11 protein-coding genes are annotated in these 13306 nt (G+C 44.7%); 1 reads left to right on the top strand and 10 read right to left on the bottom strand.

Features of this window, described 5'->3' with window-relative positions; translation table 11 throughout:
- Positions 1-28: 28 nt before the first annotated feature.
- The 6 genes from panC to mazG form a co-directional block, all read right to left on the bottom strand.
- Positions 29-931, bottom strand: a complete 903-nt coding sequence (panC, locus tag PG901_RS05320; protein ID WP_271133774.1) for a pantoate--beta-alanine ligase — start codon at positions 929-931, stop codon at positions 29-31.
- Between the two features lie 135 nt (positions 932-1066).
- Entirely contained in the window at positions 1067-1867 is an 801-nt protein-coding gene (gene panB, locus PG901_RS05315) for a 3-methyl-2-oxobutanoate hydroxymethyltransferase (protein ID WP_271133773.1), read from the bottom strand.
- A 118-nt stretch (positions 1868-1985) separates the two neighbouring features.
- Entirely contained in the window at positions 1986-2534 is a 549-nt protein-coding gene (folK, locus tag PG901_RS05310; protein ID WP_271133772.1) for a 2-amino-4-hydroxy-6-hydroxymethyldihydropteridine diphosphokinase, read from the bottom strand.
- Between the two features lie 34 nt (positions 2535-2568).
- Entirely contained in the window at positions 2569-4881 is a 2313-nt protein-coding gene (gene pcnB / locus PG901_RS05305; RefSeq protein ID WP_271133771.1) for a polynucleotide adenylyltransferase PcnB, read from the bottom strand.
- A gap of 177 nt (positions 4882-5058) precedes the next feature.
- Positions 5059-5367: a ComEA family DNA-binding protein gene (locus tag PG901_RS05300; protein WP_271133770.1), complete on the bottom strand. Its 309-nt coding sequence runs from the start codon at positions 5365-5367 to the stop codon at positions 5059-5061.
- A gap of 94 nt (positions 5368-5461) precedes the next feature.
- A complete protein-coding gene (mazG, locus tag PG901_RS05295; RefSeq protein ID WP_271133769.1) occupies positions 5462-6325 on the bottom strand; it encodes a nucleoside triphosphate pyrophosphohydrolase in 864 nt (287 codons plus the stop codon).
- 155 nt (positions 6326-6480) lie between these two features.
- Here mazG and PG901_RS05290 point away from each other — a divergent pair, with 155 nt between their 5' ends.
- Positions 6481-7974, top strand: coding sequence for a phosphomannomutase CpsG (locus tag PG901_RS05290; protein WP_271133768.1), 1494 nt, complete (start codon positions 6481-6483; stop codon positions 7972-7974).
- 155 nt (positions 7975-8129) lie between these two features.
- On the opposite strand, the gene PG901_RS05285 is transcribed toward PG901_RS05290, so the two are convergent.
- The 4 genes from PG901_RS05285 to galE form a co-directional block, all read right to left on the bottom strand.
- Positions 8130-9509 carry a UDP-glucose/GDP-mannose dehydrogenase family protein gene (locus PG901_RS05285; protein WP_271133767.1) on the bottom strand — a complete coding sequence of 460 codons (1380 nt, stop codon included), beginning with the start codon at positions 9507-9509 and terminating at the stop codon, positions 8130-8132.
- A gap of 58 nt (positions 9510-9567) precedes the next feature.
- Positions 9568-11235 carry a glucose-6-phosphate isomerase gene (gene pgi / locus PG901_RS05280; protein ID WP_271133766.1) on the bottom strand — a complete coding sequence of 556 codons (1668 nt, stop codon included), beginning with the start codon at positions 11233-11235 and terminating at the stop codon, positions 9568-9570.
- A 3-nt stretch (positions 11236-11238) separates the two neighbouring features.
- Positions 11239-12123 carry a UTP--glucose-1-phosphate uridylyltransferase gene (locus PG901_RS05275; RefSeq protein ID WP_271133765.1) on the bottom strand — a complete coding sequence of 295 codons (885 nt, stop codon included), beginning with the start codon at positions 12121-12123 and terminating at the stop codon, positions 11239-11241.
- A gap of 64 nt (positions 12124-12187) precedes the next feature.
- A complete protein-coding gene (galE, locus tag PG901_RS05270) occupies positions 12188-13234 on the bottom strand; it encodes a UDP-glucose 4-epimerase GalE (RefSeq protein ID WP_271133764.1) in 1047 nt (348 codons plus the stop codon).
- Positions 13235-13306: the final 72 nt, after the last annotated feature.

Raw genomic sequence — 13306 nt, 5'->3', positions numbered from 1 at the left:
TAATAATTGCGTCTGGCGAATTACTCTGTCAGCACGGCAGCTTGACCGTCACTAACTGATTGTCTAATAAACGTGCACGGCCCAACCAAGCCGCAACCAAAATCACCAAATCCTGCTGATTCCCATTGAAAGTTGCAGATGCAGCATCTGTCTCTAAAGAATCGAGCTGAGCCGTTTTAACTTCTAAATAATCAATCTTAAAGCCCGCCTCAGTGATGCGTGCCCGTGTTTCTGTTAACAAAGGCGCAAGACCTTGTTCGAGATGCTGACCCTGCATTAACTGCTCAGCTAAGCGGAGCAATTCTTTATGTAGCACAGGAGCAACATTACGCTCAGCTTCAGTTAGATACTGATTGCGCGAAGATAATGCTAAACCATCAGCAGCACGTACGATAGGCGCACCTATAATTTCAATTGGATAGCTTAAATCACGCACGATTTGCTGGATAATTGCCAATTGCTGATAGTCTTTTTGGCCAAATACGGCCACCTCAGGCTGGACAATATTAAATAGCTTAGAGACAACGATGCCGACACCATCAAAGTGATTGGGGCGCGATTGACCACATAGCTGGGTGGTAATTTCCCCAGCACGGACTGACGTTGGTGGCGGTAATACTGGATACATCTCATCAATGCTTGGGGCAAATACATAATCAGCACCAACAGTAGCAAGCTTGGCAACATCTGCATCTAAGGTACGTGGATAACTGTCAAAATCTTCACCGACGCCAAATTGGGTAGGATTGACAAAGATACTCACCACGACAATATCAGCATGCTGCTTGGCAAGCTTTACCAGCTCAAGATGACCGTCATGTAGATTCCCCATGGTTGGTACTAACGCAATACGCTGCTGGCTATCTTGCTGACCACGATAAGGCTTTAAGGCGGCGCGCAGTGTTGAGATATGATGATGAATAATTGGCATAGTAAATACTCTTATCCTGATAGCTTTTTCTACTGATAATCGTCAAAACACTAAATTTAAAGTACTAAATTCAAAGCATTAAATTCAAAGCGCTAAATACTAAGCACCAAATTCAAAGTTTTAAATTAAAGACCACTAGCTAAATTGGTGCTGCTCAGTCGGAAAACTACCATCGCGTACCGCTTGCTGATATAGGGCAAATGCGCCTTCAATACTACGCGCGCTATTACGCTCATCGGTTAAAAAGTCATGAACAAAGCGTGGCACGCGACCATGCACCATACCAAGCATGTCATGCATGACTAAGACTTGACCATCAGTATCGGCACCAGCGCCAATACCAATTACCGGCACGGCAACCGCTTGAGTCACAGCTTTTGCAAGTTCAGCAGGTACGCATTCTAATACCAAAAGTGCCGCACCGGCAGCAACCACCGCTTTGGCATCAGCAAGTAGCTTATGAGCCGCCTCATCACCGCGCCCTTGAATTTTATAACCTCCGAAGACATTAACCGACTGCGGTGTCAGCCCTAAATGTACACAAGTGGGCGTACCTGCTTGCGCTAATGTCGTGACTAAATCGCAAAGCTCACTACCGCCTTCAATCTTAATCACATGCGCGCCCGCCTGCATCAGTTTTCGGCTATTGGCAACCGCTTCTGGGAGCGTCACATAACTCATAAACGGCAAGTCGGCTAAAATCAGTGCGTGCTTATTACTACGGGCAATATTGGCCGTATGATAAGCCATATCATCGACGCTGACCGGTAAGGTTGAATCATGACCTTGCACCACCATACCCAGACTATCACCAATCAATATCGTATCGATTTGTGCTTTATCCATCATGCGCGCAAACATCGCGTCATAGCAGGTCAGACAGGTAAATTTGGTACCGTCTTTTTTAAATTTATTTAAAGTCGATAACGTCGTCATATCATCCTCAATGCTTTCAATCATCAATACGTTTAACAATCAATGACTGGAAATTCTGCTAAATGCCAATTTGCTGCTACTTTTTAGTAGTTAATAAGTCTATTTAACGGTTCATACGTCAATCATCTGATAACAACTTTAACCCTGTCCAATCGTTACTCAGCGGATAATGCTTGATTGGCTTGCCTGCAATAATCAACTCTGGGGCTAACTCTCGCAGCGGTATCAAAACAAAATTACGTTCAGGCAAGCCAGCATGCGGTATGGTTAATTGCGACTCCGCTATTTGCGCGTCACCATATAATAAAATATCGACATCAAGGCTACGCTCACCCCAACGGCGCAAACGAGCGCGTTTTGCGTGCTGCTCTAACGCTTGGCAAAAATCAAGCAGCTCAAACGTAGTCAAAGTGGTCTCAAAACCTGCGACCGCATTGATAAAATCAGGTTGGTCTTGCGGTCCCATCGGTACTGAAGCATAAAAGGAAGACACCCGTACCGCGCGTATCTGCTCGTGCTTTTGCATAGCTGCAACGGCTTGCTGCAAATGCTCTACAGGTGAACCTAACTCATTTGTCAGATTACTACCCAAGCCCACATAGCAGGTAACCCAAGTTGCATCAGCATGGCTTTCATTGTCATCGCTAGCATCAAAGTGCGTATTCATAGTTATCACTTTACTCTATTGTCCGCTCATAAGCTTAAACGTTATTAATGCTTGGCTGACGGCGGCGACGCTTTGATGGTACAGGGCCTTTTTGCTCATTCATTTTACTAGCAGCTGTTTGATGCTTAGCTGACTGACTTTGACTGGTCTGGCTCTTAGTATCTTGACTGGTTTTAGTAGGTTTGGCTGCTGTAGCTTTGGTTGCCTTCTTAGCCTTATTTTCAACGTCACTCGTTTCAGTTTTACTAACAGCTTCAGTCGCTAGCTTCGGCGCTTTTTTTGCATATCTCGCCGCTTTTTGCGCTTTGCTATCGACTGCTTTAGCCTCTACTACGCTATTGCTATCAGCTGAGCTATTTCCATTGTCATTTTCTACAACAGTAGGCTGACGACGGCGACGCTTATGCGGTATCGGCTCGTTATTCATACTGACAAGCGCCGGTGTTCTGGCTACCGTGCGCGTAGCATACTCTGTCGTATGCGCTTTAGCAGAAGCTGAGTCAGTACTAACATTGGCATCAGCTTGCTTTGGTTTTGTATGATGCTTTGCTGCTTGATTGCCAGACTGCTCTTTAGGCGCTGCGTTGTCAGTAACGGCGTTTTTTTCTACAAACGCTTGGCTAGCCGGTTTAGATTTAGAAGGCGACTTAGATGACGATTGCGACTGTGCATCACTTGGCAATTGCTTGCGTAATGGCGGTACAACCTTCTCATGCTCTATGACAAATAACGGTGCAGGCTTGGCATTGTGGCGTTTAGTTGCCGCTTGATGACCTATGTTAGCAAGTGATAACTGCTGCAATTGCGCAAGCTCATTATTATCTTGTGTCGCTTGCTGCTTATCATAGCTATTATTACGACCATTCTCATTACGACCGACATTGCTGCTACTATTACTGACACTGTTATTAGCATGCTGAGCCGACTGACTGGCAGCACGGCGGCGGCGTGATGGCACGTTTGAGGCATCATTAACCGATTGCTTGGTATGAGCATTACCGTTTACTTTATCTTGCTGATCGTTTTCTATGTGATTCACCTTGCCATTATCGTTCGAGGTTTGGGGTTTTTGACGATTACGCCCGCGACCGCGCTGCGCTTGCTTATACGCACCGCGACGAATGTTTTCATCAAAGTCATCAATCGCTTGTTGCTGCTGCTGTTCGGTCAAGGTTTGATAGTTGTGCCACCACTCGCCCATACCATTGGTCGATTCTGATAGCGGATGTTCGGCATCACCGCACTGCTCGCGCAATAACAAGAAATCAAAACCGGCGCGGAAACGTGGGTGCTCAGACAGCTGGACAATTTGTTTACTACGTGGCGCGGCCAATTTTGGCTGCAATATCCAGATATCACGAATAAACTGTTCAGCAAATTTTGGAATGGCGGTTTTGATACGCTGACGGTCGATGACTTTGCCCGCTGCATGCATTTGTGCATCCGCAAAAGGCATATTGCGCTTTTTGGCTTTTTCTAATTGATGTAAGTAGTTTTCCCACAGCAACGCGGCATAAAAGAAGGCAGGGTTAATGCTTTTGCCAGCGCCGATACGTTTGTCAGTATTAATAGCGACTTGTTTCACTAAAGCACTTGGCTCAGCAGGTGGGTAAATGATTAAACTATCAATCGCACCCGACTCAAACAATAGCGGCAATAATGGCACTAAATAGCCACCAGTAAACATCTTTTGCGTTTCATCATATAGACGATGCGGAGAGATTTGCTCAAGTAGCGCCCAATTACCATCATGGAACTGTGCGGCTAGTTCGCTATCAAAATCAAAGCCCAACTTGGCTTTAAAACGTAAGGCGCGCAGCAATCTGACCGGATCTTCTTCGATACGAGTCGGCGCATTGCCTAACAGGCGAATAATTTTATTATCAATATCTTCAAGGGCACCGCAAAAATCATGCACCACGCCTTTAAGCGGTTGATAATAAAGGGCATTGATAGAAAAGTCGCGACGGGCAAAGTCTTGTTTGATATCGCCCCAGACATTGTCGCGCAGAATCATACCATCTTGATTGGTATTGGAATCATTAAGCGGTGGTCCACGGAAAGTGGCCACTTCGATAAGCTCGCGCCCAGAGTAGACATGCGCCAATTGAAAACGGCGACCGATAATACGGCAGCGCTTACCAAAGACGTCTTTAATCTCATGGGGCTTAGCATCAGTGACCGCATCGAAGTCTTTTGGACGCAGGCCTAGCAAGGTGTCGCGCACGCCGCCACCGACGATATAGGCATCAAACCCAGCTCGGGTTAGGGTTGCAATCACTTCGGTAATGGAATTTGGTAATTCAGATTTATTCAGTTCTAACTGCTTGGCGGCACGCTCGGCCATGCATCTACTCCTCGCCTTTATTCTTAACCACCCCTGACGAACACAGCGTCTATCAGGCGGATGTACCTGCTAGTTTAACAAATTTTGGCCATGGTGGGTGTGTTATGACATTTACTTACATGCTATTTTGTCAATATTGGGGTTAATTAATACAAAATATCCTGATTAATACCGTGATTAATCCTGCACGCTTAAACGTCTGCGATTCTTCTCAACGGTTTTTGCACCGATGCCTTTTACCTTGGTTAATTCATCAACGCTCTTAAAGCCGCCAAACATCTCACGATATAAAATAATCGCCTGCGCTTTACTGCTGCCAACACCGTCTAATGCCACCAGCTCGGCTTCGGTCGCGCGATTGATATTAATACTGGTCTGCGTACGCGCTTGGCTTTGCGCTGCTTCTTGCGTTAAGAGATAATTATAAGCACTTTGGGGGTTATCAAAACAAGGGGCGGCAAGGACAGGATGAGACAGCATCGCCATGATAGAAACTATGCCTACTAAAAAAATGGCTGCACTTTTAAACAAATTAACATGTTGCCATTTGATAAACGAGTATTTAGTAAGTAAGCTTTTATTAGTCGCGTTCATGTTGTTTAGCCGCTTCCCATAACGCATCCATCTCATTAATATCGCTGTCTTCTAAACGCTTGCCAGCGGCAGCTAACTGGTCTTCAATATAGCCAAAACGTGATTTGAATTTATGCACACAGGTCAACGTCGCAGTTTCAGCGTCGAGGTTTAGTTTACGGGCGACATTGACCAGCGCAAACATGCAATCACCAAGCTCCTTTTCAATCTCTCTGATATTGGTTTTGATTTCAACTTGGGGCTTATCTAAAATCTCGGCCTTTAGCTCGGCAATTTCTTCATCCAGTTTATCAAATGCGCCGCTGACGCCTTCCCAATCAAAACCCAATTTTGACGCCTGTTTTTGCACATCCTGCGCTTGCATCAGCGCGCTGCCTGCTTTGGTATTGTCCAAACGGCGCTGTGGTTTACCACGTGCAGCGCGGGCTTGTTGCTCCTCCACCTTAATCTCATCCCAGCGTTCTTTTACCGCGGCTTCATCTTGTAGCGTTTCTGCTTCAAACACATGCGGATGCCGGCGAATCAGCTTTTCTTGTAAAGTGGTAATGACATCGCTCATATCAAAGCGCCCTTGCTCAGCGTACATCTGACAATGAAAAACCACTTGCAGCAACACATCACCAAGCTCGCCTTTGATGTCTTCATCATCATCGCCTTGTACCGCCTCGCCAAGCTCATAGGCTTCTTCAATCGCATAAGGAATGAGACTATGGTTGCTTTGTTTTTTATCCCACGGACAATCTGCTCGCAGCCGTGCCATTAAGGATAATAAATCCGCCAACTCGCCACTTGCTTCTGGCGTTCCTGGTACCGGTGTAGGCGCTGTTATTTTATTTTCTAAGCTATTCATAAAAAACACTCTTATATTTTTATTGGTTATTCAATAGAACCCTATTAAGTTTATAACGATTTTGTCGTTAGTGTAGCATTGAAAACTGATTAGCTTATAATTGGGTAACCTACTTAATTATCATCTCACTGCTTAAACGCAAGGATTTTATCGTTATGCCCACATCCGATACCAATAATGCCAGCTATGCGACTCAAACCCAGTTCGCGCCGATTAAAATTGATTCATTTAAAGCTTATGATATCCGCGGCGAGCTTGGCGTCAATCTCGATGAAGCTATCGCTTACCGTATCGGCCGTGCCTTTGCCCAAATTTTATTTCAGCGTTATAACAGTGCCGATAATGATGCTACCGCTGAACTGAAAAACTTAAAACCAGCTATCGTTATCGGTAGCGATATCCGCCATTCAAGTGAGCAGTTAAAACAATCAACAATCAAAGGTATGCTAGATGCTGGCGTCGATGTGATTGATTTGGGAATGACAGGTACGGAAGAGGTGTATTTTGCCACCAGCTACTATCAAGCGTTGGGCGGTATCGAAGTCACTGCCAGTCATAATCCGATTAACTATAATGGCTTAAAATTGGTCAAAGAGCACTCAAAACCGATTAGCGCCGATGATGGTTTGGCAGAGATTCAAGCATTGGCAGAATCGGGACAATTTACCCCTGCTAACGCCTTAGGCAATTTACAATTAATGACGGATAAAAGCGCCTATATCAATCATGTGATGACTTTCATCGATATTGATAAATTAAAACCGCTGAAGCTGGTTATTAATTCAGGCAATGGCAGCGCCGGTCCCGTGGTTGATTTATTAATCGAAAAGTTAGCACAAGCTGGTGCGCCGATTGAAGTGATTAAATTGCATCATGAGCCTGATGGTAGTTTTCCAAATGGCATCCCTAATCCGATGATTTTGGCTAATAGAACCGCCACCCAGCAAGCGGTGTTAGCACATAAAGCCGACCTTGGCATTGCCTTTGATGGCGATTTTGACCGTTGCTTTTTATTCGATGAATACGGCGAATTTATCGATGGTAGCTATGTCGTTGGGATGCTGGCGCAAGCGTTTTTAAATAAGTATACGGGCGAGTCGATTGTTTATGATCCACGGGTAATTTATAACACCGAAGCCGTCATCCATGAGCATAATGGTAAGGCGGTTATTAGTAAATCTGGGCACTCATTTATCAAGCAGGTGATGCGTGATTCTGGCGCGGTTTATGGTGGCGAGATGTCGGCACATCACTACTTTCGCGATTTTTTCTACTGCGATAGCGGTATGATTCCTTGGCTGCTGACCATTGAGCTATTATCGATTACCGGTAAAACCTTGTCAGAATTGGTCAGCGGTTATATTGCAGCCTATCCAAGCTCAGGCGAGCTGAACTTTCATCTGACCACGCATGATGCGCAGACGATTATTAAGGCAATTGAAGATAAGTTTAGTACCGAAAATCCAACTAAATCGATGCTTGATGGTTTGAGCTTAAACTTTGGCGAATGGCGTTTTAACTTACGCGCCTCAAATACTGAACCATTAATTCGGTTAAATATTGAAAGTCGCGGTGATGAAGATTTACTACAGACCAAAACCCAAGAGATCCAACAATGGCTTGCCAGTCAAGGTGCGGTACCTGCTTAATATGAATAGCTGCAATACTGAATAAAGTAAAGACATTCTAAACCTGTGAAAATAAAAAAAGCGCCGATCAATATAGAAATTAACCGGCGCTTTTATTTAGCTTTAGTCTAACAACTTTTTGTCTACTGAGCTTATTTTATACCTAATAGAAAGCCTTATTTGGCGCGACCAATTCCCATATAGTCGCCGACTAGACCATCTATCTGCGTTGGCGACAAGGCATTTTGCGCATCAAATATGGGCATCGCTTGCTCATTAAGTTTGGCAATATCTAGTCGGTTCTCTGGCAACCAGCTGATAATAAAGATTGCCTGCGCCTCATTAAGCTGTTGATACGGATTGTTTATCAACTGAAGTAATGGCTGCTGCTTATAAAGGGCGGCAAGCTCGGTTTGCGCTTTATCGCTATAAACCAGTGTACGGATATTATAAGACCATAATAATGCCAATAAAGGATGAATCGCTGACTCTGCTGTCCGTCCCGAGCCTGCTTTATAACTACCGCCCCAAATCATGACGGTTTTATTATCGATAAAACCATCAAAATATTGCCAAAACTTACGGAAGATCAGCTCTTTTTGGTCTTCATTAATATGGATAACCGATTGCAATAGCGGCATAGCCAAGCTCTGCGCTTGACTTGACTGCTGCAGCTGAAGTAATTCCGTCGGTAGCGTATTACCACCAAACCCCCAACCCGCTTGCAAGTAGCTACTGCCCACGCGCTCATCGAGTCCCATAATGTGGCTGACCTGCTGAATATCAACCTGATGACTATCAGCCAAGCGCGACATCTCATTCATAAAGCTAACTCGCGTTGCCAGCATCGCCATGATGCTACTACGGGCAAATTCTATCGTCGCAATATCGGCATGATGCGTTGCACGCGCATGCTGCATTAATGGTTGGAGCATATGTAGATGATAGCTGCTGTTTGACGTTTTTTCACCGAGTAACCATAATGACGGATTCAACATCGAGCTATAGGCATCACCGTCTTTTAAAAATACGAAGGGTAGATAGTATACCCAAGCGCGCTGCAAACGTTTAGACAGTGCGGCAACCGCACCCAACTGTTTAATACCACTCATGATGAGCGGTAATGCTTGCTGATGACTATGATTAAAGGCGGTAATCCAACTGTCCTCTAGCCATACCGCGCTAATACTTTCTAAAAATAGCCAATATAGCGCAACTGATTTTTTCTCATCATTATCATTCGCCACTTCATAACGCTGTATAAGCTCATCAGCACTCTTTGGTAGCACATAGCTGACAATTTGTTGCTGCTGATCATACATCTGCCAAAGCGCTTGCAAATGATGCTCAAAGCCATATTGCTGCAACTGCTCCGCCAATATATCTTTATCGGCATAGAGGTGAACCGCATGACCGAGACTTGCCAGTACCACTGCACTGGTAATCGCTTCAATACTATGACCGACAAGGACACAAACGTTAGTATTTATCGCCGTATTATGAAACGGATTGGGTGCAGATTTATGCTTATGTGTATTTATGGCATCAGCGCTCATGAGTTTACCTTTGATTATTGGTGAATTAGCAGCATGAATAAATTAACAGCAGGCACTCTTAAGAGAACAGCTTAATATGCTGTAATAGCTGATTGGTAGAGCTGTCGAACTGCTCACCACCCTCTTGCTGCATAGCGGCATGCACTGACTCTGCCATCTGCTTACCCATCTCGACACCCCACTGGTCAAACGGATTGATATCCCAAATGCTGGCCATCACATAAACCTTATGCTCATAAAGCGCAATTAATGCGCCCAAACTATGCGGGGTCAGCTCGTCAATCAATAAGGTTGTTGATGGCTGATTACCGCGGTAGTATTTATATTTATCAGCGTCAGAAGCGATTTGTATATCAGCATCAGCAATAGCCGCATTGCCAAAAGCCAGTACCCGACTTTGCGCTAGACAGTTGGCTAAAGACAATTCATGCTGCTGCTGTAGCGAGGCATTGGTCGCTTTATCACTATAACGACGCACACAGGCGATAAAATCACAAGAGACTTGCTGCGTCCCTTGATGCAAGAGCTGATAAAAAGCATGCTGCGCGTTTGAGCCAATCTCACCCCATAAAATCGGACACGTATCATAATCAAGGCACTCACCATGCAGCGTCACCGATTTACCATTACTTTCCATTTCAAGCTGGGTCAAGTAGCTTGGCAAATACTCTAAACGCCCATCATAAGGCAATACCGTATGAGCATTTACCTGTAAAAAGGTACTGTTCCAAACGGCAAGCAAACCTAATAATACTGGTAAATTCTCTGCAAAATCCGCTTGCGCGAAATGCTCATCCATACTATGAGCACCGGCCAATAACGCTTTAAAGCCATCGATACCGATACGAATGGCAATAGCAAGACCAATCGCTGACCATAAAGAAAAACGGCCGCCAACCCATTCCCAAAGCTGCAATTGGTGCTGAGGATGAATACCCCACGCGCTCATTTTCTCACTGTTGGCTGAAATACCAATAAAATGACGACGTAATACACTGTCCTCTGTACCTGCCCGCAGTTTTGCGGTTGCAAGCAGCCATGAAAGCGCGGTTTTGGCATTGGATAACGTATCAACGGTACCAAAAGACTTAGAGGATATAATAAATAAGGTAGTTTCAGGATTTAAGTGCTTGAGCAAATTATCAAGCTGGGTGCCGTCCATATTGGAGACAAAATGCACTTCAATAGCAGTATCTGCCCACTCATCAAGCGCAGTGGTCGCCATCAGCGGCCCTAAATCAGAACCACCGACGCCGATATTAACCACATCGGTAATTGCCTTGCCGGAAAATCCACGCCACGTACCACTGCGTACACGCTCGGATAATCTGGCAACGCGTGCCAAGCTCTGATGTACGTCAGTAACAACATCTTGCGTACCAACTTGCAGTTTCGCGGTAACTGGTAAGCGCAGCGCTGTGTGCAACGCCGCACGCTCCTCACTGGTATTGACCATCGCGCCTTGCAGCAAAGATTGAATCCGGCCTGATAAATCACAACTATTCGCCAAATTTAATAAATCTTCTAGCACAGCATCATTAATACACTGCTTGCTATAATCCATATATAGCGCGCCAGCTTGCGTGCTAAAACGGCTCGTACGCTCAGCATCTTGGGTAAATAGCTTATCAAGCGACCATGGCTGTGCCGCCAACTCCTGTAACTGCTGCCAGTACTTAGAATTACGCGCGCTGCTATAGCGATTATTGCCTTTTATATCGTTCATGCATTACTCTTCATCTGCTAATTGCTGCTGAGCGAAATAAATAAACGCCTGCATATAAGAGCGCATATCGCCGGCATCATAACTGGCACCGCGCATCGTCGTGACATTGACGCCATATTGACTAATCAAAGCATCGATAGCATCAGTCAGCTGAATCTCACCGCCAACCGACGCTTTTGTATTGGCCAGATAGTCAAAAATATGGTTGCTAAAAACATAGCGCCCAACGACGGCCAGTTTTGAGGGTGCATCTGCTAAACTTGGTTTTTCTACAAAACCGGCAACCTTAAAGCTCGTATTTGCATCTGCTTTATTATCTATATCGTGCGCACCGTTATCAGATTCACTTAACTGAGCAATACCGTATTTATGCACATCTTCATCGGCGACAGTATCGACCAATATCTGTGAGTGCTTGTCTTTAGCAAAGGACTCAATCATAAAGGCTAAATTGTCAGCAGTCATATCGGTGGCAAAGGGATCAAGCACCACATCGGGCAGCAGTACCGCAAAATCATTCATACCTATAATTGGGCGCGCGGCAAGTACCGCATGCCCTAAACCTAATGGCTTGCCTTGGCGTATCATTGATACCGTTACATCATCTGGTAGCCAATTTAAGCTATCGGCTAGCTCATTTTTACCTTTCGCTCTAAGCTGATTATCCAGCTCAGCATTGATATCAAAGTAATTTTCAATGGCACTTTTTTGCGCATGACCGACCAACACAATATGCTTGATACCAGCTGCGATTGCTTCTTCAACGACATAGTGAATGGCCGGACGATTACCAAGCGGCAATAGCTCTTTTGGTACGGATTTAGATAATGGCAACATACGGGTGCCAAAGCCTGCAACGGGGATAACGACGTGGGTAATTTTTTTCATAATTTTTAAACTGTGTTAAGAGGTGTGAGATAAAAGCTAGGTTTAAACATAGTTTTTATGCAATTTAAGCGATGTTATACCCATTCGGATTCATACTCTGCCAACGCCAGGTATCTTGGCACATTTCAGTAATAGACAGCTTAGCTTCCCAGCCCAATAATTCTTTCGCCTTATCAGCACTGGCATAGCAGCTGGCAATATCTCCTGCGCGGCGAGCAGAAAACTGATAAGGAATGTTTTGTCCTGATACTTCGGAAAAAGCCGTGACCAATTCTAAAACAGACGTTCCTTTACCTGTTCCTAGATTAATGGGCAAAAAACCTATTGAGCTGTATTTATCTTGACCTACTCGTTTCTGCAAATAATTAAGCGCAGCAACATGCCCTTGGGCAAGATCAGTCACATGGATAAAATCGCGTACCCCCGTACCATCGACGGTAGGATAGTCATTACCAAAAATACTAAGCTTTTCAAGCTTACCGACTGCCACTTGCGAGATATAAGGCATCAAATTATTAGGAATATCATTTGGATCTTCGCCAATCTGTCCTGATGGATGCGCACCTACGGGATTAAAGTATCTAAGCGGAATAAGATTCCAGCCATCATTGGTTGCCGCTAAGTCTTCTAAAATATGCTCGACCGTAAGCTTACTTTGCCCATAAGGATTGGTACAAGAACGTGGCGATGTCTCATCAATAGGCAGTACTTCAGGATCACCGTAAACTGTCGCTGACGATGAAAAAACTAAGTTTTTAACGTTGGCTTCAGCCATGACTTCCATTAAAGTAATGGTGCCGCTGACATTATTATTATAATACAGTAGTGGCTTGGCAACGGATTCACCAACGGCCTTTAACCCCGCAAAATGAATCACACCAAAAAACTCATGTTCTGTAAATACTTGTCTGAGCAACTCAGTATCGCGAATATCGCCTTCGATAAATTCAATAGTCTGACCAATGAGAGTAGAGACGCGATTGATCGCTTCACGGCTACTATTAGATAGATTATCATATATCACGATATCATAGCCTGCTTGATGCAACGCTATACAAGTGTGTGAACCGATATATCCAGCGCCGCCGGTAACCAATATTTTGTTTTTCATAATTGCTACATTTTAGTCGAAGAAAAGTTATTTTTAGAATAAAAAAAGACACCCCATTGTAGGGGTGCCTTG

This window comes from Psychrobacter sp. ANT_H3 (assembly GCF_027919975.1).
GTDB lineage: Bacteria > Pseudomonadota > Gammaproteobacteria > Pseudomonadales > Moraxellaceae > Psychrobacter > Psychrobacter maritimus.
Note: the sequence above shows the minus strand (reverse complement) of the source record. Positions and strands in the feature narration are given on the sequence as shown.